Origin of the sequence: Herpetosiphon llansteffanensis (assembly GCF_003205875.1) — a bacterium.
Taxonomy (GTDB): Bacteria; Chloroflexota; Chloroflexia; order Chloroflexales; family Herpetosiphonaceae; genus Herpetosiphon; species Herpetosiphon llansteffanensis.
Map to the genome: position 1 here is coordinate 111,419 of NZ_PUBZ01000054.1, position 20,466 is coordinate 131,884.

Annotated in this window: 21 protein-coding genes, 1 tRNA gene and 1 pseudogene; 8 read left to right on the forward strand and 15 right to left on the reverse strand. The window is 45.2% G+C overall.

Going from position 1 to position 20,466, the window contains the following annotated elements:
• Window positions 1–27: 27 nt before the first annotated feature.
• From C5S61_RS03730 to C5S61_RS03780, 10 genes are all read right to left on the reverse strand, one after another.
• Complete coding sequence (locus C5S61_RS03730) at window positions 28–465, reverse strand: hypothetical protein (RefSeq protein ID WP_124033374.1); 438 nt, start codon at window positions 463–465, stop codon at window positions 28–30.
• A gap of 74 nt (window positions 466–539) precedes the next feature.
• Window positions 540–1,190 (reverse strand): hypothetical protein, encoded by a 651-nt coding sequence (locus tag C5S61_RS03740; RefSeq protein WP_124033375.1) that lies wholly within the window; start codon window positions 1,188–1,190, stop codon window positions 540–542.
• A 132-nt stretch (window positions 1,191–1,322) separates the two neighbouring features.
• Window positions 1,323–1,586 carry a MazG-like family protein gene (locus C5S61_RS03745; protein ID WP_110513772.1) on the reverse strand — a complete coding sequence of 88 codons (264 nt, stop codon included), beginning with the start codon at window positions 1,584–1,586 and terminating at the stop codon, window positions 1,323–1,325.
• A gap of 315 nt (window positions 1,587–1,901) precedes the next feature.
• A complete protein-coding gene (locus C5S61_RS03750; RefSeq protein WP_110513773.1) occupies window positions 1,902–2,108 on the reverse strand; it encodes a hypothetical protein in 207 nt (68 codons plus the stop codon).
• Window positions 2,109–2,213: 105 nt separating this feature from the next.
• The gene (locus C5S61_RS03755; RefSeq protein WP_110513774.1) at window positions 2,214–3,074 is read right to left on the reverse strand and encodes a hypothetical protein; all 861 of its coding nucleotides are present in this window, start codon (window positions 3,072–3,074) and stop codon (window positions 2,214–2,216) included.
• A gap of 200 nt (window positions 3,075–3,274) precedes the next feature.
• Entirely contained in the window at window positions 3,275–4,357 is a 1,083-nt protein-coding gene (locus C5S61_RS03760; protein ID WP_110513775.1) for a DUF4352 domain-containing protein, read from the reverse strand.
• Between the two features lie 365 nt (window positions 4,358–4,722).
• The gene (locus C5S61_RS03765) at window positions 4,723–5,190 is read right to left on the reverse strand and encodes a hypothetical protein (RefSeq protein ID WP_110513776.1); all 468 of its coding nucleotides are present in this window, start codon (window positions 5,188–5,190) and stop codon (window positions 4,723–4,725) included.
• 27 nt (window positions 5,191–5,217) lie between these two features.
• Complete coding sequence (locus C5S61_RS03770; protein WP_110513777.1) at window positions 5,218–6,432, reverse strand: hypothetical protein; 1,215 nt, start codon at window positions 6,430–6,432, stop codon at window positions 5,218–5,220.
• Window positions 6,433–7,287 (reverse strand): serine/threonine protein kinase, encoded by an 855-nt coding sequence (locus tag C5S61_RS03775; RefSeq protein WP_110513778.1) that lies wholly within the window; start codon window positions 7,285–7,287, stop codon window positions 6,433–6,435.
• A gap of 364 nt (window positions 7,288–7,651) precedes the next feature.
• Window positions 7,652–8,068, reverse strand: coding sequence for a helix-turn-helix domain-containing protein (locus C5S61_RS03780; RefSeq protein ID WP_041303930.1), 417 nt, complete (start codon window positions 8,066–8,068; stop codon window positions 7,652–7,654).
• A 418-nt stretch (window positions 8,069–8,486) separates the two neighbouring features.
• On the opposite strand from C5S61_RS03780, the gene C5S61_RS03785 reads away from it, so the two are divergent.
• From C5S61_RS03785 to C5S61_RS27535, 6 genes and pseudogenes are all read left to right on the forward strand, one after another.
• Complete coding sequence (locus C5S61_RS03785) at window positions 8,487–8,828, forward strand: hypothetical protein (RefSeq protein WP_110513779.1); 342 nt, start codon at window positions 8,487–8,489, stop codon at window positions 8,826–8,828.
• Window positions 8,815–9,051, forward strand: a complete 237-nt coding sequence (locus C5S61_RS26735; RefSeq protein WP_164689212.1) for a hypothetical protein — start codon at window positions 8,815–8,817, stop codon at window positions 9,049–9,051. The genes C5S61_RS03785 and C5S61_RS26735 overlap by 14 nt, the downstream gene beginning before the upstream one ends.
• A gap of 7 nt (window positions 9,052–9,058) precedes the next feature.
• Window positions 9,059–9,955, forward strand: a complete 897-nt coding sequence (locus tag C5S61_RS03790; RefSeq protein ID WP_164689213.1) for a helix-turn-helix domain-containing protein — start codon at window positions 9,059–9,061, stop codon at window positions 9,953–9,955.
• Entirely contained in the window at window positions 9,952–10,659 is a 708-nt protein-coding gene (locus C5S61_RS03795) for an ATP-binding protein (protein ID WP_110513781.1), read from the forward strand. The genes C5S61_RS03790 and C5S61_RS03795 overlap by 4 nt, the downstream gene beginning before the upstream one ends.
• Window positions 10,656–10,895 (forward strand): winged helix-turn-helix domain-containing protein, encoded by a 240-nt coding sequence (locus tag C5S61_RS03800; RefSeq protein WP_110513782.1) that lies wholly within the window; start codon window positions 10,656–10,658, stop codon window positions 10,893–10,895. The genes C5S61_RS03795 and C5S61_RS03800 overlap by 4 nt, the downstream gene beginning before the upstream one ends.
• Window positions 10,896–11,040: 145 nt before the next feature.
• Window positions 11,041–12,030, forward strand: a pseudogene (locus C5S61_RS27535) (recombinase family protein); the annotation flags it as partial.
• Between the two features lie 433 nt (window positions 12,031–12,463).
• Here C5S61_RS27535 and C5S61_RS03815 read toward each other — a convergent pair.
• The 5 genes from C5S61_RS03815 to C5S61_RS03835 all read right to left on the reverse strand — a co-directional run bounded on the left by C5S61_RS03815 (window position 12,464) and on the right by C5S61_RS03835 (window position 16,697).
• A tRNA-Lys gene (locus C5S61_RS03815) sits at window positions 12,464–12,538 on the reverse strand.
• Between the two features lie 113 nt (window positions 12,539–12,651).
• Window positions 12,652–12,852, reverse strand: coding sequence for a hypothetical protein (locus C5S61_RS03820; RefSeq protein WP_110513783.1), 201 nt, complete (start codon window positions 12,850–12,852; stop codon window positions 12,652–12,654).
• 57 nt (window positions 12,853–12,909) lie between these two features.
• The gene (locus tag C5S61_RS03825; RefSeq protein WP_110513784.1) at window positions 12,910–14,097 is read right to left on the reverse strand and encodes a thiolase family protein; all 1,188 of its coding nucleotides are present in this window, start codon (window positions 14,095–14,097) and stop codon (window positions 12,910–12,912) included.
• A gap of 119 nt (window positions 14,098–14,216) precedes the next feature.
• Complete coding sequence (locus tag C5S61_RS03830; RefSeq protein ID WP_110513785.1) at window positions 14,217–15,044, reverse strand: hypothetical protein; 828 nt, start codon at window positions 15,042–15,044, stop codon at window positions 14,217–14,219.
• A gap of 171 nt (window positions 15,045–15,215) precedes the next feature.
• Window positions 15,216–16,697, reverse strand: a complete 1,482-nt coding sequence (locus tag C5S61_RS03835) for a menaquinone biosynthesis decarboxylase (protein ID WP_110513786.1) — start codon at window positions 16,695–16,697, stop codon at window positions 15,216–15,218.
• Between the two features lie 258 nt (window positions 16,698–16,955).
• Here C5S61_RS03835 and C5S61_RS03840 point away from each other — a divergent pair, with 258 nt between their 5' ends.
• Both C5S61_RS03840 and C5S61_RS03845 read left to right on the forward strand, forming a co-directional pair.
• Window positions 16,956–18,500 (forward strand): DUF8728 domain-containing protein, encoded by a 1,545-nt coding sequence (locus C5S61_RS03840; RefSeq protein ID WP_110513787.1) that lies wholly within the window; start codon window positions 16,956–16,958, stop codon window positions 18,498–18,500.
• A 219-nt stretch (window positions 18,501–18,719) separates the two neighbouring features.
• Window positions 18,720–20,258 (forward strand): DUF8728 domain-containing protein, encoded by a 1,539-nt coding sequence (locus C5S61_RS03845; RefSeq protein WP_110513788.1) that lies wholly within the window; start codon window positions 18,720–18,722, stop codon window positions 20,256–20,258.
• Window positions 20,259–20,466 lie beyond the last annotated feature (208 nt).

Genomic DNA, 20,466 nt, shown 5'->3' on the forward strand with positions numbered 1-20,466 from the left:
GGCTGCCCAGCTGGGGCAGCCATCGCACTAGCGAATCTGATTCATCCCTTGGTCAATGTCACCTTGAGTTATGGGCGGATAGTGTGGCTTTGGTTCGGGCCGCTTGCGTGATTCCGTTTGGGATGCTCGCAGCAGCGCCTTTGCCAGATTGCTAACCATCACGATCACCATGGCCAGCACCACTAGCCACACTAGATAGGCAACAAAAAGTAGGTATTCTGGGCCAATCAGCAAACACCACACGGCAAACCAAAAAACCACCGCACTAGCACCACTGATTAATTGCTGCTTGGGGTGCTTGATCAGCAGCGCGGTTGCAATGGCGCTGGCAATTATGCCGAGCATCGGTATAAAGCTCTCAATCATTAATTTCGCTCCATTGATGCTTGCACCGCAAACAAGTGCAAACATCATTATCAACGGTATGATCAGGGCATTGGCATTGGGGGCAACGTTCTTGATCACGCTTGGTCAGGTGATTTTGGATATGAAGCAAAAACCGCTGAGCTTCAAGATCAGCGGTTACTTCATACTCTCGGTTATTCGTCATCTTCGTCATCTTCATCATCAAAAGGCCCGGGATCGTCATAGGCATCAAGGCGATTTGCCTCACGTTCTTCAATGGCAGCCAAACGGGCCGCTTCACGCTCTTGGCTAGCAGCCAACCGTGCTGCTTCACGCTCTTGATGTTCCCGTTCAGTTTTTGCATTCCATGCAACAACGCGATTATTGAACTCACCCAAATCAAAGCCTTTAATATCATTGGCGCTTGGGGCATCGATCAAATCTTCGACATACACAAATTCGTTGGGGGTGGTTGAACACAACATCATGAGCCATGATGTATCAGGCAATGAATCGCGATGATCATCGTCTTGCAGACTAACCTTTTGATTCGCTTTTTCAGTGCATTTTTCCCATGGCCAACCACTCTGCTCTCGACTCCAATCCGAATAGGTATGACCGAGACTAGAACCTTTTAGCTCCATCACTGGGGGTTTTGTTTTATGGGGGACAATCGCAATAAGTTTGAGCCGCTGCGAGATATAAATATCAAACTTGGCACCATCATAATAATGTGGGCTTTGCCCATGCTGCATCAAGCGTTCGTCGATATGGGTATAAAGCTTGGCATTGATTTGTTCACGGAGTATATCGACCGCAGCACCAAAGTCATCGCCTTGGGCCAATGTTGCTTCAGCAGTGATTTCGGGCCGAGTGCTTGAATAATTCCCAAGATTGTGGGTTTCCCCAATCTTCACAATAACTTTGGTAATCTCCATTTGGGTTCCTTTCCCTAAGACTAGAATCTGCTACGAATCCTATTCTTCATCAGCGCTTGGGTAGTTACGCTCGATGGATTCAAGTGCTGAAACCGCAACAGCAGCAACTTGAATCAGTTCTTTGCGAATATTTGCCATTGAGGCATCGCGCCAGTGGTATTCGTTAATTGCCTGGGCAACTTCCCCTACTTCTTCCATCAAAATCGATAGCCATTCGATTAGGTGGTGATTTTGCTCACCCCATTTGCTATCTTGGGACTGTCGTTCGGCGGCAATAGCGGCCAAAATATCTGCTTGGCTCATCATCAAACCTCTATGGTGATTGAATGGATTGTGGGCAGGCCTACGTGATTTCCTGCCCGTTGATCGTGGTGCAGGATTGGCAACGGCGCGGCAGTTTGCCGAGGTGGGGTTGTCGCCCATAGCCTTGTGCAATTGGAATGCTGCGATCCTGCGCTGATTGCGCACGATGTTCCACGACTGCGTATTCAGTTGTTAAGGTATTCCTACTTGCGAACGTGCCGCTGTTCCCAACAACAGCGGGTGAGCATCGATACATAACGAGTTGCGCCACGCTGGCGCTGGTGAGCAGGTAGGTCTGCTCAGGCCATTAGTTGGTTATTCGGTATAAGCGACGGCAACGGTATAGGTATGGCGCTTTTCAGCAATGTCAGTTTCAGGGTCAAAGGCATAGGCGGTTGAAAGACTCGTTACAACGATGTCGGAATTCTCAAGCCATTCATTGACTTTCCGCTCTGCTTGCGCTGCTGCAAGGTAGGCATCATCTTCACGAGTAACCGAAAAAACTTTGATTTTGGCGGCCATTGAAAACTCCTGTTGGTGTGTGGTTGATAACCAGTTGCCGCTTACGCATGCGGCGCTGCACGCAGGCATGCAGCCGATGTGGTGAGCAGGTAGGACTGCTCAGGCCTAGGCAGCTTGTTGATAGGCAGGGGCCGTTGAAGCTTGAAGCAGCAGCTTGTAGGCTGCTCGATGCCAACACAGCGTGCCTTTGGCAAATGCGGTACATTGGCAAGTGTCATTCGCAATGTGGTAGAGAATCGAAGGATTAGAGCGGCTACGAATGGTCAGGCTTGAGCCATTCCACGACCAGCCAGGCAAGGACAATTCGCTAAAGGCTTTGTTGATGGCATTCAACTGAACTTTGTTCTTGGCATAGAGTTGGCGTAGTTGGCCAACCAATTGACCAATTACGAAGTAGCTTGGGGCTTGGGTAATCGCCGGTGGTGAAGATGTAGCCGGCTCGCGGGTCAATTCATCATCGAACGGTTCAAAAAATTCGTGCGCTGGCTGCTCTGGGAAAGCCCGTGATAGGATCTCATACCGCAGATCGTTCAATTTGTTGATAGCATCTGATTTTCTTGGGAAGTATCCAACCAATACGCCGCCGTTGTGGGCCACATATTCATGGCCTACACTGCAATGGGTAACACCAGTTGCCCCTGCAACAGGGCTACAGCATTGGCAATAGCACACGGGTGGCTGTGGCTGGCTAGTTGGTTTTTTCTTAGCAGGCTTGATTGGGGCAGCTGGTGCAGCTGGGGTTGGGTTAAGCTCTTGGGCTACTTCATCAGCATAGCCAATCGCATCTTGGATTAGTTCAGGAACAAAGACCTCGTAATAGCGGCAGCCAATGTGTTGAATGGTCATGTTGGGGGTTGAGAGAAATGCACTCCAGCCATGGTTGTTGTGCTCAAGCCACAATGTAATGCCAGCAGCGGCATGGCTTGGGGTGGTCAATTCTCGACGTGTGGTTTCTTGAGGTTGCATATATTTCACTCCTGAAATTCATATCTGAAATATAAATCATATTTGAAATGATGTCAATAATGAATTACAGATATGAAACACGAATTCCGAAAATTTCGGAATTTACTGGAGTAGTATCTAAGGCAAAAATAGGATTTAGCCCATAAAAAAGCACCATGGGCCGACTGGCTCCATGGTGCAAGGGATTAATCTAGGATGGTCTATTGTTCAGCCATTTGTACATCATCAATATTCCATCGGTTATTCCCTTCATAGGTTACTTTACAAACCCAAACAAATTCCACTTCAAGATTAAACGAGTTCTTCGCCTTGACTGTCGATTGGACATACCAAGTTAGATCGCCTTCCTGCACGGTTTGATAATCGAACCATGGGAAATCAGCGGTCGATGGATGGGTAAGGCGTTGCTTGACTGCCTGCTTACAAACATCAATAGCGCCAGCCTCAGTTGCAAGATCAGGAACCGCCGTAGCGGTTGGACGCGGTGTCACCGTTGGTAATTCTGCCGTCTCACCAATCGCTCCAAACTTCACAGCATCGATTCCCTCAAGCGTAAACCATAGCTCATTAATGTCTTGGGGAATATCAAAAGCAATCGCCCACTCTTCGCGTTCACCACGCTTAATCGTCTTCCCACCTAAATCGCCGATCGAGGTAACATTGAGGCGTTTTGCCGCTTGGTTGGAAGCATTCCGGTCTAATTCAATTGTTTTAGTATCTGTTCGTACCTTCAATTCTTGCTTACCAATCAGGTGGTCATCGCCCTTGTTGGTTATTGTCCCATGGACAACCAGCCACTTACCAGTTGCCGCTTCGCTAAAATCATTCGCAATGCTGATATCGAGGATGGTAATTTCCCATTGGCCAATCGGGTTGCTTTGGCCAATCTCTGCTACGAATGGAGTTGCTGTTGGGGGAAGCGGAGTGTTGGTTGGCACTGGCGTATTTGTTGGCCGAGCTTCTTCAGTCTGGGTAGCCGCAATCGCAATAGCTTCCTTCGTGGCGTTGGCATTATCCTGCTCGACGGTCGCCGCAATCGCAACCGCCTCACTGGTTGCATTCGTATTGTTTTGCTGGGCGGTTGCCGTGACATTCGCAACTACAATGGCCGTAGCCGTCTGCTCGGCCTGTAATTTTGAGCCTTGCCGATAGGCCAAGCCCAAGCAAGAACAAACAAACACGACACTCGCAATCGCAATCCATTTAATATTTTTGCGCCAGCCCGGCTTGTTTGGTGGTACTTGTTGCATATACGGTTGCATCGGTGGTTGTGGGTATGACATAGCGTCTCCTAAACAAAGCGTTTCCTGATCAAGTTAGGTACAATTCAGACCCATTTTTTGGATCGTGATGGAGTGAATTAAGCTTTTTGTCGGATTTCGTATGAATGGATACATAAAATAAGGGGGTTATTTGAGGAGAATGCAGAGGAGAGCCAACCCCAGCCCAAACAATAGCCAAGCAGCTCGAACATGCCCACGGCTATAAGCAAACAGCGTAGTCGATATTCTCCCTACAACTAAATGAAGTGGCTCTATGATGCTGCAAGTTATTGAGGTCGTCAAGGGGTATTCACGCAAACTAAAAGCACCGTGGGCTAGCTAGCTCTACGGTGCTTTTAGTTTACAGAAGTCAGTCAGAAAACCTGCTAAATATGGGCGAAATAATTGTAATTAGCAGTCATATTAGCATTAAATGACTTTGCCAAATAATCACAATATGGCTCCATAACTTTAGGGCTATAGTGCGTTATTATTTCACCTTCCGTCGATACACTAATTAAACCTACATTCGACTTATGAAATTTTTCAAGATGCTTCAATGCTCGATGAACAAAGGCCGCATCCATAATGACATAAGCTTGCTGTACAAAGGAACGATACCGATAAGCCTGAATTAAAGCTTTCTGCCAATGCGATAGCTTTAGTTCACAAGCAATGCTAAGTAACTCGCTAGCGTTGGGATCCTTGGGTGAGATATAGGTAAGATCGGGAATCCCAAAATACCCTTTCAATTGCTCGATGAGCCGTGCATCATTACTAACTCCTAAGGCCTCTGGTAAGTTAGTCAGTGACAAAATACATTCTGTCATCTGCTGCTCGGTCGTGAAGGGCATAACATTGCTCCTTAGTGGTTTAGGAAATTATCTGCTACTGCGCCATCCTTTTTTGTTTGCGAATAGGTTTATTGCTGTTAACCATGGATAAAGATGTTTCCCGTCGCTATCACTGTCAAGTGCCACCCCCTTATCAGATAAATTTTCAAAAAGTATTATAGCATCCTCTATTATACCACGAATTTCCTCATACCTTTTATTAAGATCTAAGTTCTTGATTGTACTAAGTTGGTTATACATAGAAAAAAGATTATGTTGACTTATAAGTTTATCACCTTTATGTGAGCTAGGGAAAGAATATTTATTTTGCTCAAAAAGAATAATTTCTTCTTCTCTCTCATCACTGATTTTTGATATTTCATCAATTATAGTGTTTCTGTATATATTATTGATATATTGAAGTAATTTTGGAGAATATGTTCGATAGATTCTAGTATTACTATTACCTCCAGTATCATTTTCTTCTTTTTGTTCAAAATTTTTAATATTAAAAATCCTAGTAGTTTCAAATGATCCTATCGTTATAATAGTTGGATCAGCGATAGAAAGTATTATTGATTCAACATTAACATATCCAATTACTACATCCATTTCGTTATCTCGAAGGTCATCTATAAAATCCATTAACTTTATCAAGAAATCTAGATCATTTAACTGTTTAGGTTTCTTTTTTCTGTCTATTATAAGATATACACCAGAAATATCCATCATTCCTGTAGTCCAATCCAAGATTCTATTTTTGAATTCATCATCTTTTAACATTGCCTCATTGAGTATTATTTGTACTAATATTTTTGATCGTACATTTTTTGCTAATATACTATCCATAAATGGCTTGCCAAAAATATCTTCATATTCTGTAATAAATCTTGCTGGTGTTCCTATCTGATGCCGAGCTGGAATAACACAATATTCAAAATTATTAGCTATTTGATAATCAACACACTTATTAGCATCAAGAATTGACTGTGTGCCAATATATTGCTGAGTTTCAAATTCATCACCACTATTTTTTCTTGGGAAAAAATCGTATGTTGCTAAATCACCAAGATCGGTACCAGGCAGAAAAAATTGTGGATCAAATATAGACTTAGATTTTTCAAGAGGGCTTAATGTTTGAGTGTCACTATCAGTCATATGTCTAGGGCAAAGAATAAGACCATCGCCTATGTTATCTTGACGAAGTAAATCTATATTCCACTTGAATCGAAATCCTAATTGATGATAAATTTTAAGTGCCATTTATTCTTCTCCTATACAATTACTCAGTGCTTCAATTAATTTTTCAGGTGTTCGATAGCGTTTATGCGGATGTCTGGCTAGCATTTTTTCTAAGACTGGCTTTACTGTAGACATTTCTTGACGATCAAAAAACTCTTTCTGCCATATACAAGCATCTATATTTGCTGCAATACTGCCAAGATTACCTTTAGCCGTACCAACGACATCTGGATGGAATGGATGATATCCATTCAAAAGTAACTGGGCTAAAATAATACCTAGATTAAATTGGTCAGTCCTATGGCCAATTAATGCTTTGCCATATTCAATGTATCGCAACTGCTCTGGTGCTGCGTATTGTTCTGTACCAGGTCCATTAAGACCTAACTTTGTTAGAGTATTTCTATCAAGTAATCTTGCAATTCCTAAATCAATAATTCTTGCATCACCGTTAGGAGTAATCAATATATTATCCGGCTTAACATCACGGTGTACGATATTACGTTTCCAAAGCTCTTGAAGACCAGTAATAATATCGATCATGAGGTGTACGGCTTTTGGAATATCTGTATAGTTTTTAATATTCTGAGTTAATGATGTAGATTCAATATATTCTTCGATGATAACAAATCGTTTATTAGTTTCCTCATTGAACTCATAGTTTTTAGGATAATATTTCGACTCAATATCTCTAAGAACCTCAACTTCACGCATAATTCTTTCTATCTCGACAGGCTCATCATAAGCGCCAACCTTAAGAACGGCTTTTCCTGGACCCTGATAGTCAATCAAATATACTTGCTTTTGCCCTCCTTTTAATAAAAGCTGGGCGGATGGATATTTATACAAAATATCTTCAAACTGGTTAGAATCCATATGCAACCTCGCTAGTATAAGAAGAGAGCAGTTATTAAGTTTTGTTAACTGTATTACTATGCTAGGTACAGTTTCTAGCACCACAAAGGCACTATCCAAGCTCGTTGTAATCAAATTTTCATGTTCGGGGATGACAAAAAATGGTATACTCGCTCATACTTTGCTTATGTATGGGGATAAGAGATGAAAAAGATAAACAATGGAACTTGGGCGTGCCTCATAATATTTATGTCATCCACCCTTTTTGAAATGTTAGATCAACGAGTTTTTTTTACTGGAATAGCCTGTCTCCTTTTATTAATCCTGCTAGTTGAAGAAAAAGATTCTTTGGTAAAGCAAATCTTAGCTTATCTACGCGAACGTCTTAGCGATTCCGATCAAGCAAACTTTGTCCATAGCCTAACAACCGATCAAGGGAAGAAGGATCAAGCGCCTCCAGCTGCTGAATAAGTTTCAGCGCCTCAGAAACTTTATTATCCTTTTTTACATCTGCAATAAATTCATCTATTGCAGATGTTGTTTCTCGATTAATCCAAGAAATGGCTAGATTGCGTCCATCTTCTTCAGTAGCACTAGCATCAAGTAATAACTGGGCAATATGCTCGGCATTCCCCTTAACTGCTCTAACAACTGATAATAACAATGATCCTCTTGTATCAATCTCTCCTTTTTCTATTCTCATTATTTGAACATTGTTAGTTCCAGCCTCATGGGCAACGTCATCACGCGATAAGCCAATGGCTTCTCGTAGTGTCCAAAGATATGCGCCTGTTGCAATCATACTCATAGTCCCTAGTATATCGTGCCTAATTCAAAAATGAAATAATCATATTTGAATTTCAAATTTGACAAATCTAAGTTATTTCTATAATATTTCATATATGAATATCGTATATGAAATGAGGTTAGGATGACAATTCCACCTAAACCACACCTCGAAAAATTCCGAGAATGCCTAAAAGAAATACCGTTACAAAATTTGTCCCAAGCCACTAGGTGGCGTTATGCAAACGGTGATTTACCAAAGGGCATCTTATGGCTACTAAATCATCCCCAGTTACTCCGTGCCTTAGCTGACGATGCTGAACGCAACCAAATCTCAGAATCCACTACACCATCCTACTAGGGATAATCGGATTTGTGACAACGTGTGTTTCAATCCCTTTGTTTCAATCCCTTTTCAAGGATTCGAGGGCAAGATGCTTTACACAATTTTGACAGCCATCATAGCAGGTCTTGCCTGTGCCGTGCTGATGGTTTCCATTCATGGATTGCTCTGGCATCGCCATTGGCGGCTGTCACGGCCACAAGCCTACATCGTTGGCACAGCCTGTATTGGCATTGTGCTCACCATCTGGGCGCTATTACTCAACCAACCAGCAACGATTATCGGTTTTTGGGCGATTGCTGGCTTGGCTGGCTCGGCTGATTTAGTAGCTTGGTGGATTCGGTCGCGCTTACAACGAATTGAAACTGAGGCCGAGGCTGCGGGTTTTGTCCGTGGCCAAATTGTTGGGTTGGATAACGATGGGCAAAACTAAGCAAGACGAATTAATAGGCCTAGTCGAAGATGCAACCGCGCTAAACAATGAAATAGGCGATGCACATAAGCAAATAGCACTGCGCAACAGCGGTATGAGCCGTGAAGCGCTCGATGAACTTAAGCACGCCGAGCAGAGCCGGCGTAAGCAACAAGGCGTGTTGCACATTATTCGCCAAATGGTGGCGAAGCGTGCAACCGATTCTTCTGATCATGGAAAGTAGGCGTTGTATGGCACCACAATCTGATCGTATTCAGGTGCGCTGGCGCAACGGGTGGACTGCGATCCCCCATACCATCCTGCGTGATTCGCGATTATCGCGCAGTGCGCGGTTACTCTGGGGCATTCTTGCATCGTATGCGGGAAACGAAGAAGCTGCATGGCCCCAACAAAAAGACCTGGCCCAGGCATGTGCTGAAGGGGACACAATACCCCATATTCGCACAATTCAGCGCTGGCTTAAGGAGCTTGAAACCTATGGCTGGTTGGCCTCAATTCAAACCCGCCATGGCAATATTTATGAACTCTTTGAATCCCAGCAACGCGACACCCGTGTCGAAGAGGCGACACCAGTGTCGTGTCAGACACGACATCAGGATCGCGTCGGAGGCGACACCAGTGTCGTGTCAGAGGCGACACCAGTGTCGCATGGTTTAATTAACAAGAATCAATTAATAAGAAATAATAATACTACTCCTGCTACGCAGCAAAAAAATAACTACCACACAGAAACCTATCGGATACTTCGGGATCGGCAAGTTTGGACTGCCAAGAAACATGCCCATGAGCCGCTTGAAATAATTCAAGCCTATCTTGACCATGTTGGGCCAAACTACCCCGCCGCCCAAATTGCCATTGACCTCAAGGCAGGCGTTCACCATCGCCTGACTAATCCTGAGCCAGCAACTGCACCACCAACTGAACCAACCAACGATGATCGGCGGCCTGAATGGATTGGGGCCGAGCAATGGCAAGGCCTGACCTCAAATCAACGTGATGCCTTGCAATATGCCCAACTGGTTGATGGCCGAATTCAGGCCCAATACGACGATTGGACTGACATGATCTACAAGCGCTGGGGGCCATTGGCCAACCGCCTTGTTGAGGCTGCGGGGAGGACGCAATGACCAACATTTGGGAACGTGAAGAAACGATCACCTGTGAGCGTTGCCAAGATAGTGGCGTGCTCGGCTATCGCTATAGCGATGATAAAACCCGTAAGGCGATTGAGTATATTCCTTGCGACTGTCGCAAACCAACAGCATCAAGCCATCATGGCGATTTAACGTTAGTGGCTAATAAGACCTTTGAAACCTTTGTGAGTTTGCCACAGGTAGGCTCGCTGGCGCAGGCATGTTTGGATTATGCCAGTGACCCCAAAGGCTGGCTATTACTTTCGGGGCCATATGGTTGTGGCAAGAGCCATCTAGCTGCTGCGATTGCCCATGCTGTCGTTGCCAGCGGCAAAAGCGCCATGTTTTTCGTAGTGCCTGATTTGTTCGATGCCTTGCGCGAAACCTTCGATGGCCAACAAGGCGAATCGTTTCAACAGCGATTTGATCGCATTCGCAATGTCCCCCTGCTCGTGCTCGATGATGCTGGTACTGAGCACCTTACCAGCTGGGCCAAAGAAAAACACTTTCAGCTAATCAATCATCGCTATAACCGCGAGCTACCAACGGTGTTTACCACCAACGAAGACATGAAGCGCTTTGATGGGCGCATTGCCAGCCGCTTGGCTGACGTTGCACTGGTTGAGCACTTAGACTTCACGGGCATCGCTGATTATCGCCGGCTAAACTTAGCCAAGCGACGAGGTAAGGCCGCATGAATCGCATGAATAAACACCTCGTTCGTAAAGTATGGGCGGCTGTTACCAAAAGCCCACAAGCTTCAATTCAAGAGTTGGCTACGGCTGTTGGCATTCCATACGGCCCATGCCGCCGTTCCCTGATTGATCTCAAACGCCGTGGCTATATTGATTTTCCTGATAACACCGTCCGCGCCCGAACGATTCTTATTCCATTATGGGAAGGTCGCAATGCAAGCACTATCAACACCCATTGAACGAGGCCAAGCCGATGGGCAACGTGAAACCGTTGTTCAAGCCTTTGCAGCCTTGTTGGTTGCATTGATGCTTGACAAAGAGCATGAAGCGGATCAATCATCTGCACAACCGCCTCAATCGAAAGCAGCGTAGAAGGGATTATTCATGCGAGCCGTTATCTATACGCGGGTTTCAACCCGTGAACAAGCTGAAAACAGCAGCCTTGCAAGCCAAGAGCGTGATTGTCAGGCCTATGCGCAACGCCATGGTTGGCACGTTGTGCAGGTCTATCAAGATGCTGGCAAGAGTGGCCGCAATGCTGATCGTCCCGCGTTTATGCAGCTTCGTGCAGATGCCGCTCAAAAACCACGATGCTTTGATGTTGTCTTAGTTTGGAAACTCGACCGCTGCGCCCGTAATACTTCGCTCCAGTTGCGGGTGGTTGATGAATTCCACGCGCTGGGGATTCAACTCATTTCAATTACCGAGCCGATTGAGATGGATACCGCCGCTGGCCGTTTCAATCTCACCATGTTGGGGGCTGGGGCCGAACTGTATAGCCGGCTAACAGGGGAACGGGTCGCACGCGCCCGCCGTGCAGCTGCGGAATCAGGCAAGCTACCTGGCCCAGTGCCAACTGGCTACCAACGCAATGATCATGGCGTACTCATTCCTTCAGTAGATGCCGAACATCAACGCATGCTGTTTACACTCTATGCTACAGGTTTGTATAGCTTCAGCACCATCGCCGATGCCATGAATCAACGGGGGGCGCGCGTTTGGAATACCCAGCAAGGGCGCTATGTTCCCTACACCAAAGATAACGTTGCATCGATGCTGCGTAACCAAGTCTATATTGGCAAAGTGAGCTATAAAGGACAAACCTATGCTGGCCAACACGAAGCGCTGATTGATCAGAAGACATGGGATGCGGTACAAACCTTGCTTGATCGGCGCGGCCAAAAGCGCGGTTGGACACCCGTGAGCCAAGGCCGTGGGCTACTCAGCGAAATTTTATTTTGTGAGCAATGTGGCAGCCGCATGTGGCAACACTACAAGCGCACAACCAACGTTGTGTATTATGAGTGCAGCCAACACCGCTACAATCAATGCCCGATGTCTATGGTACGCAACGATGTGATTGATCAGCATATGATTGCGGTGCTCGATGCTTTGGCGTTTCCCAGCGATTGGAAGCATGACATTCTTCGGGTTGCGCAGCAACAGTGGTCCGCACGCCAACAACCAGCACCCGAAGCACCCAATGTTGAAGCCGAGCTTGCCGCACTCAAGCGCTTATTTCTCAACGATCACATTCGGGCTGATGAATATGAGCAGCGCAAATCAGCGTTGTTGGCCCAAGCGCAAACACCACGCCAAAAGCCAGCTGCATCCTTTAACATGGAGCAGGCTTTCGATTTGTTGGAATCAATTAGTTGGACATTTAAGCAGAAGGGGGCATTAGCCGAGAAGCGCGTAGCTTTACAATCACTCATTGCAGCCGTTTGGGGCACAAAAAAAGGGATTGTCGCCTACCAGCCACGAGAACCATTTCTAGAACTCGTAGCAAGTTTGCAACAATCCCGCTTGGTGAGCCGGGTGGGGATCGAACCCACGACCAGCGGATTAAAAGTCCGATGCTCTACCACTGAGCTACCGGCCCAACGCGTGAGAGTATAGCACAGCCTGAATAAAATTGCAAATGACAAGGTTCACAAACTTTTTCAGGCAATAAATAACAAGGCGGCGCTACGTTTTGGTAGCGCCGCGATTGGTTTATTGATGACGGGAAAGGGATTCGATGGTTGCTCCAACGCGGGATAGCACGTCGTGGTCGGGGCTGCCCCATTCGCTAAAGCCAACTTCATCGGCTGAAACGTTCAGGGCTTGCGCTGCAATAAAATCGGCCAAATAGGGCGTAATCCGACCTTCACGAACGCCTTCATCCAAAGTAGAGATCAACTCAACAGTACCCATTGTTCCTCCTTATACTGGTTGTTTTTTGCCGTCATCAACCTGCTCGCTCACTCAGACTTAGATCAACTCGATTGCCAAAGCAACAGCTTCGCCGCCACCCAAACATAGGGTTGCCAAGCCACGCTTGCCACCACGCTCTTGCAAGGCGTACACCAAGGTCGTCAAAACGCGAGCACCGCTTGCACCAATTGGGTGACCCAAGGCAACCGCGCCGCCGTTAACATTCAGTCGCTCCCAATCAATATTGAGATCTTGGCCGTTGGCAACAGCTTGAGCAGCAAAGGCTTCGTTGAATTCATACAAATCATAATCGGCTAGGCTGGTGTTGGTTACTTCAAGCAAACGCCGCACAGCAAAAGCTGGCGCAGTGAAGATTTCCAAGGGCTTCACGCCTGCTTGGGCATAGCCAAGGATGCGCGCTAATGGCTTAGCACCCAATTGCTGAGCCTTGGCCATACTTGCCACCACCAAGGCCGAAGCGCCATCAGTAATCCCAGGCGCATTGCCAGCGGTCACACTGCCATCAGCTTTGAAGGCGGGCTTGAGTTTGGCCAAGGCTTCAACTGTGCTATCAGCACGCACTGGCTCATCAGTATCAAAAATGGTTGTGCCTTTGCGGCTCTTCAGCTCCACTGGCACAATTTCGTTTTTGAACGAGCCACGGGCAATTGCAGCAGCAGCTTTACGATGCGAATTGTAGGCAAATTCATCTTGCATCTCGCGGCTCACGCCACACGCATCAGCCACCCATTCTGCTGAGTTGCCCATGTGATGATGCTCAACTGCACACCACAGGCCATCATGCACAACTGAATCTTGAATTTCGCCATTGCCAAGCCGATACCCAAAGCGCGCTTGGGGCAACAGGTAGGGCGCACGCGACATATTCTCCATGCCACCAGCCACAATCAAATCAGCATCGCCAGCTTTGATCATGCTCGCAGCCAACATCACGGCCTTCAAGCCCGAACCACACACTTTATTGATCGTCAGGGCGCTGACACTATCGGGTACGCCAGCACCCAAGGCAGCTTGGCGCGCTGGAGCTTGGCCTAGCCCTGCCCCAACGACATTGCCCATAATTACTTCATCAACAACATCACCATTGATCCCGGCTCGCTCCAATGCGGCCTTAATTGCAATCGCACCGAGTTGAGGCGCAGTTAAATCAGCGAGGCTCCCGCCAAACTTGCCAATTGGCGTGCGCGCAGCACTCAACAACACCGGTTCGCGCTCGTTGCTCATGGGGCCATACTCCTTGTTTTGAACTAGCTAAAAGCCAGCAGCGCCTTTGCCACTGGCTTATCTATTCAAGCTTTCAGCGTTATCTTACCATAAAGCGAGGGCGCAATCTAGGCAAATTTTTATTCATCCACACCAACACACCAACGCTCAACCACGTCGCGGCAGCGTCGCCCGATCCGAGAACGCAAATTGAATAACGCTCCAGCAGCCAAGCCCTCGGTTTCAGCCAAGGCCGAAATATTGGTTTGCTCAAACAAGAGTTCATGCCAAAGCCGTTGCGCCACAGCATACAACGGATCATCATGCATACTGACCACTACATGCGAAATTTCACGCTTCAATTGGCGCACTTCCACCAGATCATCAACTGCCGGATCGGGCGCAACCAACATATCTTCAAGCAAAAGATCGTGCTGCTGTTGCGGTTGGCTTAAGTAGTACACCTGTTGGGCCGCAACATACGCTTGTTGACGATTAAAGCCAGCCCCACCACGCTTTAAGGCATTGGTCGATCGTCGCCATTGCAACACTGCGCGCCATGTCACCTGATAAATATAGGTGCTCAAGCGCGCTTCAAAGCGAAATTGGCTCAATTTTTGGGTCAGATCAGCATAGGCACAAAGATCAGGCGAACGTTCATCAAGATACAAGGCATCAACCCCAAAAACATGGATTTGCTTCAAACAATGATTGATTTGTTGATAGAGCTGATATTGGGCTTCCTCATGTTGTGGATGGTGCGGATCAAGCGCACGCTGAACTGTTGGATAATCATGCCAAAGATTGATGATCATGTCGCTCAGTTTCGGCTGCTTATCAACAGCGCTTTGCTGGCTATAATAGGCAACTAATTTAGCTAATTCAGTCTGTTCTTCAGCAGTTAAATTCCAGTCTTGAGCCTCGGCAACTGTTGCCACAAGCTGCATATACCAAGCGTGCGTTTCCATTCTGGCCTCCACCATTGAATAGCGGGTCATTCTCCATTGACACAGCTACACCTTAGCGAAGGCCATGCGACAGCCATGCGACATTTTTTGGCCAAATCGTTGTCGCATGGAATTAAAAAAAACAGCGCCAACCGCAATGGTTGGCGCTGTTCGCCTAATCAATAATGCAATTTAGAAGCCGTATTCGCGCCAGCGTTTGGTCACACGATCAACAATCGATTGGGTCATGCGAATATCTTGCGGCCATTCGCGTGGGAAGCGATCAATATCTTGGCGCTTGCGCGTCGCATCAATCCCCATCTTGTGGCCATAAGCAAAATGGTCGGCTGAATGATCAAGCGCATCAAGCGGCCCTTCCACAATCACCGTATCACGTTGCGGATCAACATTCGATGTGACATGGAATAACACTTGGTTCATATCCTGCACATCAATATCATCATCGACCACGATAATAAATTTGGTCAACGACATCAGCATCAAGCCCCAAAGCCCATACATCACTTTACGCACTTGGCCAGGGTATTTTTTCTTAATGCTCACCACTAGCAGATTATGGAATGTGCCTTCTGCTGGCATATTCACATCAATCACCTCGGGCACGACCAATTGCATCAATGGCAAGAACAAGCGCTCGGTCGCCTTGCCCAACCAATAATCTTCTTGTGGTGGATAACCAACAATCGTGGTGGGATAAATCGCATCCTTGCGCATGGTGATCGCGGTCAGATGCATTACGGGATATTGATCGGCCAGCGAATAGTAGCCAGTGTGATCGCCAAATGGCCCTTCGAGGCGGCTTTCGCTGGGGTCAACATAGCCTTCAAGAATAATTTCGGCGTTGGCTGGCACTTCGAGATCGATGGTTTTACACTTGACCATCTCAACTCGTTCGCGACGCAACCAACCAGCCAACATAATTTCATCGATGCCTGGGGGCAAGGGAGCCGAACCAGAGTAGATCGTGGCATAATCGCCGCCGATTGCGACCGCAACTGGCAATTTCACCCCACCTTTGCGCAGTGCTTCGCGTTGATGTTCGGTGCCGCCTTTGTGAATTTGCCAGTGCATGCCGACAGTTTTTTCGTCGTACACTTGCACCCGATACATCCCCACATTGCGAATCCCTTTGACTGGATCGCGGGAGATCACAGTGGTCAAGGTGACATAGCGGCCACCATCATCGGGCCAGCATTTAAGAATTGGCAACTTATTCAAATCGATTTGGTCGCCAGTCCAAACAATATCTTGGCAAGGAGCGCTGGCGACAGTTTTTGGCCGATAACGCACAATTTCGGAAAGCTCGCTGACCTTTTTGAGCTTATCAAAAACGCCATCGGGCACTTCGGGCTTAACGACGCTGGCCAAGCGGGCGCGCAAATCGTCGAGCTTTTCTAAGCCCAAGGCCCAAGCCATGCGTTGCTCCGTGCCAACCGCATTAATCAAGACTGGCAAATCCGAGCCAATCACATTTTCAAATAATAATGCGACATTACCTTGACCTTGCTTCATTTTTGAAACGCGGTCGGTAATTTCGGTAATTTCAAGGTCTGAAGAAACTGGCGTTTTGATTCGTTTCAATTCGCCGCGTTTTTCCAAAAACGTGATCCATTCGCGTAAATCGGCGAAGGTTGCAGGTATTTTTGCAGCCACAATAACGCTCCATTGCAGATGATTTAGTCAATCTTTGTGCATTGTATCACGATTTATCGTCGATCAGCAGGCGCAAGCGGGAGTTTCAGCACCCGGCGACGCACAGCGCGACTAGTGACTATTTGGCCATAAAGCAATCAAGAGCGCCTATGGTATAGTAGCGATTAGTGTTAAATCAGCCCCAATTAAGCTGTGCTCCATTTGGAGTAGCCTAACACAAATGTATAGGCGCGGAATTCCGCATGGAACTGAGGGATTATGAAACGAGTACTGCCCACCCAATCAATCCACACCGCCATCCCCTACCTGATTCTTGGACTAATTCTGTTCATCCAAGGTGTAGCCATTTATCTCTTTAATGATGGTAAAATCATCTACAATCTTGACGACCCGTATATTCATCTGAGTTTAGCCCGCAATATTGCCCATGGTCATTATGGCATCAACCTGATTGAGCCAGCAGCGCCATCATCCAGTATTCTTTGGCCCTTTATCCTCGCCATCTTTGCCCGACTTCCCTTGTTTGAATATGTGCCCTTGCTGCTTAATATTGGTTTTGGCGTAGGCATTCTTTATGTTATTCATAAAACCATCAACTTAATCTTCCAAGATCGGCTGAGTCCTGGGGCAAAAGCCTTTTTAATCTCCGTATTAGGCATCTTCGCGAGTATCAGTCCCTTAGTTTGGTCGGGAATGGAGCATCTGCTCCAAATCCTGTTAGCTATGATCATTCTGTACAATCTCTTAGATTTGGAAATCAACAACAAACTCAATCGATCATTAATGGTTGCGGTCATCATTAATGGCTTAGTTCGCTATGAAAGCCTCGCCATCTCCATTCCAGTGCTCCTCTTTATCTTTCTTAAGGGCTATCGGCGAGCAGCCTTGCTTGGCCTTGTGTTTACGCTTGTGCCAATCGCAGGGTTCTCATATTTCTTGCATAGTCTTGGGTTGGGCTATCTGCCAACCTCAGTCATTATTAAAGGTGTACAATTTACAGATAGAAATTCGTTTGAAGTTGTTCTCAAGAATTTATCGTATGGGATTCAAATAAAAACATGGTATTTATTACTTGCTCTATTGAGCTTGATTTTACTTAAATTACGACAAAAAACCAATATCTATTTTATCGTAACAGTCTCTATGTCGATCCTATTACAAGTAATTTCTGGTTCATTCTTAAGTACATATTACCGCTATGAATCATATATGGTTATTTATGCAATCATTGCCTGGATATTTTTATATAAAGAATTTGTCTCAAATTCACTTAATAGCTTCAGAAAATACCTTTTTTCGCTAATATTAACAATAATTTTTATTAATTATTTCAATTATTTCACTTATATATCTTACACTCCAATGATGTCTCATAGCATTTATAGTCAACAATATCAAATGGCGCTATTTAGTGCTCAATATTATAATAAAAATATCGGAGTCAATGATCTCGGACTTGTTTCCTATATGGATAATGAATATACCTTAGATGTATTTGGTTTATCCAATATGGAGGTTATTGATTATCGTAAAACAAGGCAACCTGGATGGATGAACACAATAACAGATAAATATAATGTTGATCTCATTATGATTTATGACCAATGGTTTCTCCTTCATCGTCCTAATAATTGGATTAAAATCGGTGAACTTAAAACAGATCTAACCATTAGTGCCGCTGCGCATGGTGAGGTTGCATTTTACGTGCGCAACCCCGCCAATGTTGCCGAAGTTCGCCAATTACTCAAGCAATTCAGCCAAACACTGCCCGCAAACACAGTGTTTCAGTTTGAGCCAGAATAGCTGCGTTAAGCTTTCAGCTGAGTGAGAAGCAGCATTCGGTCTTCGCTTACTCACGCCGCAGAATCGCCAAATCCGCCTATGCTCGAGTAGCATCCAGCTCCATCGGGCATAGGCGGATCAATCCATCATGTAGCGATACCATTAGACCTTAATCAACCAAGCCCAATCTATCGAAGTACACGTTTGTAAGCGCAGCATTGCGCAGGGAAATGAGGAATTATGCAACGCGTAGTGGCTTGTCATACCGCGATACCGTATCTCATTCTTGGACTGATTCTGTTCATCCAAGGTATAGCCATTTATCTGCTTAATGATGGCAAATTGACCTATATTCTTGACGACCCGTATATTCATCTGAGCTTAGCCCGCAATATTGCGCATGGTCATTATGGCATTAATCTGGTTGAGCCATCAGCGCCATCATCCAGTATTATCTGGCCATTTCTTCTAGCACCATTTGCGCGCTTACCATTCTATGAGTATATACCCTTGCTGCTTAATATTGGTTTTGGAGTATGTACCTTATTTTTTATTCATAAAATAATCGATTTAATTTTCCACAACAGTATTAGCTCTGCTAAAAAAATATTTATCAGCGTAATATTTATTGTAACCACCGCAGTATCTACTTTAATTTGGTCAGGAATGGAACACGTTCTGCAAATATTTCTTTCAGTCTTTATTATTTACAATTTAATTGATCTAGAAATCAATAATAAATTAAATAAATCATTAATAATAGTAATCATATTCCATTCACTAGTTCGCTACGAAAATCTTTCAATCTGTATTCCATCATTAATGTTTATTTTTTTCAAAGGCTATAAGAAACTATCATTGCTTAGTCTATCTACAATAATTTCAGCTTTAGCAGCTTTCTCATATTTTCTGCATAGCCTTGGGTTAAATTATCTCCCAACATCAGTTATTATTAAAGGTTCTTATTTTTCAAACAAAACTTCACTTGAAATATTTCTAATAAATCTTACCAACTCTATGCAGGCACCAACTTGGCTTTTCTTATTTAGTATATTAATTTTAATTGCATTAAAATTACGTCAAAAATCGCATATGCTATTTATCGTTACCATTAGCGCATCTATTATCCTCCAGTTGTTGTTTGGAACGACCTTTAAATCATTTTATCGCTATGAAAGTTATATGATTGTTTATGCGCTTATTGCATTTATATATTTGTACAATAAGTTTATTTCAGAAACAATCAATAATACAAGAAAATATCTGATAGTTATTATATTAGCATCAGGATTTCTAATTGGATACTTAGATTACATCCATTGTGTAGTCTATACACCGATGTTTGCGAATAGTATATATGCACAGTCTTATCAAATAGCACGATTTACTGATAACTATTACAATAAAAATGTTGGAGTCAATGATATTGGGCTTGTTTCGTATATGAATCATAACTACACATTAGATTTATTTGGTTTATCTAATATTGATGTGGTTGATTATCGCAAATCACGAACCCCTGGATGGATGAATCAAATGGCAGATCGCTATAACGTTGATCTGATTATGATTTATGACGAATGGTTTAAAGGCTATATTCCTAGTGAGTGGATTAAAATAGGCGAACTTAATATCGATATACCGACGATTTCAGTAGCCTACAAAGAAATGGCTTTTTACGTGCGAAACCCAGCCAATGTTGCCGAGGTTCGCCAATTGATTAAACAATTCGCGCAAACGCTGCCCGCAAATACAACGTTTGATTTTGCTCAAGAATAGGTTACAAGAGCTTGAGCAAAATCAAAGAACGTATTTTCCATCACCAACCCTTCCTTTGATAGCCGATGCCCAGCAGCGGCCCTTACTGCATGACATCCGGCCCAAGAACGGGCAATGGGACGACAACCCGTTCATAGTCAAGCGTCCGAAAGGCAGGGAGTTTCCACGTGATGGTGTGGGGACGACCGGTGCTTACATCCCGACAATG

What these genes read in the sequence shown, in the direction of transcription:
- C5S61_RS03745 (WP_110513772.1), bottom strand. Translation starts at nt 1,586, where the DNA reads ATGAGCCAAGCAGATATTTTGGCCGCTATTGCCGCCGAACGACAGTCC.
- C5S61_RS03750 (WP_110513773.1), bottom strand. Translation starts at nt 2,108, where the DNA reads ATGGCCGCCAAAATCAAAGTTTTTTCGGTTACTCGTGAAGATGATGCC.
- C5S61_RS03755 (WP_110513774.1), bottom strand. Translation starts at nt 3,074, where the DNA reads ATGCAACCTCAAGAAACCACACGTCGAGAATTGACCACCCCAAGCCAT.
- C5S61_RS03760 (WP_110513775.1), bottom strand. Translation starts at nt 4,357, where the DNA reads ATGTCATACCCACAACCACCGATGCAACCGTATATGCAACAAGTACCA.
- C5S61_RS03765 (WP_110513776.1), bottom strand. Translation starts at nt 5,190, where the DNA reads ATGCCCTTCACGACCGAGCAGCAGATGACAGAATGTATTTTGTCACTG.
- C5S61_RS03770 (WP_110513777.1), bottom strand. Translation starts at nt 6,432, where the DNA reads ATGGCACTTAAAATTTATCATCAATTAGGATTTCGATTCAAGTGGAAT.
- C5S61_RS03775 (WP_110513778.1), bottom strand. Translation starts at nt 7,287, where the DNA reads ATGGATTCTAACCAGTTTGAAGATATTTTGTATAAATATCCATCCGCC.
- C5S61_RS03780 (WP_041303930.1), bottom strand. Translation starts at nt 8,068, where the DNA reads ATGATTGCAACAGGCGCATATCTTTGGACACTACGAGAAGCCATTGGC.
- C5S61_RS03785 (WP_110513779.1), top strand. Translation starts at nt 8,487, where the DNA reads ATGCTTTACACAATTTTGACAGCCATCATAGCAGGTCTTGCCTGTGCC.
- C5S61_RS26735 (WP_164689212.1), top strand. Translation starts at nt 8,815, where the DNA reads ATGGGCAAAACTAAGCAAGACGAATTAATAGGCCTAGTCGAAGATGCA.
- C5S61_RS03790 (WP_164689213.1), top strand. Translation starts at nt 9,059, where the DNA reads ATGGCACCACAATCTGATCGTATTCAGGTGCGCTGGCGCAACGGGTGG.
- C5S61_RS03795 (WP_110513781.1), top strand. Translation starts at nt 9,952, where the DNA reads ATGACCAACATTTGGGAACGTGAAGAAACGATCACCTGTGAGCGTTGC.
- C5S61_RS03800 (WP_110513782.1), top strand. Translation starts at nt 10,656, where the DNA reads ATGAATCGCATGAATAAACACCTCGTTCGTAAAGTATGGGCGGCTGTT.
- C5S61_RS03820 (WP_110513783.1), bottom strand. Translation starts at nt 12,852, where the DNA reads ATGGGTACTGTTGAGTTGATCTCTACTTTGGATGAAGGCGTTCGTGAA.
- C5S61_RS03825 (WP_110513784.1), bottom strand. Translation starts at nt 14,097, where the DNA reads ATGAGCAACGAGCGCGAACCGGTGTTGTTGAGTGCTGCGCGCACGCCA.
- C5S61_RS03830 (WP_110513785.1), bottom strand. Translation starts at nt 15,044, where the DNA reads ATGGAAACGCACGCTTGGTATATGCAGCTTGTGGCAACAGTTGCCGAG.
- C5S61_RS03840 (WP_110513787.1), top strand. Translation starts at nt 16,956, where the DNA reads ATGAAACGAGTACTGCCCACCCAATCAATCCACACCGCCATCCCCTAC.
- C5S61_RS03845 (WP_110513788.1), top strand. Translation starts at nt 18,720, where the DNA reads ATGCAACGCGTAGTGGCTTGTCATACCGCGATACCGTATCTCATTCTT.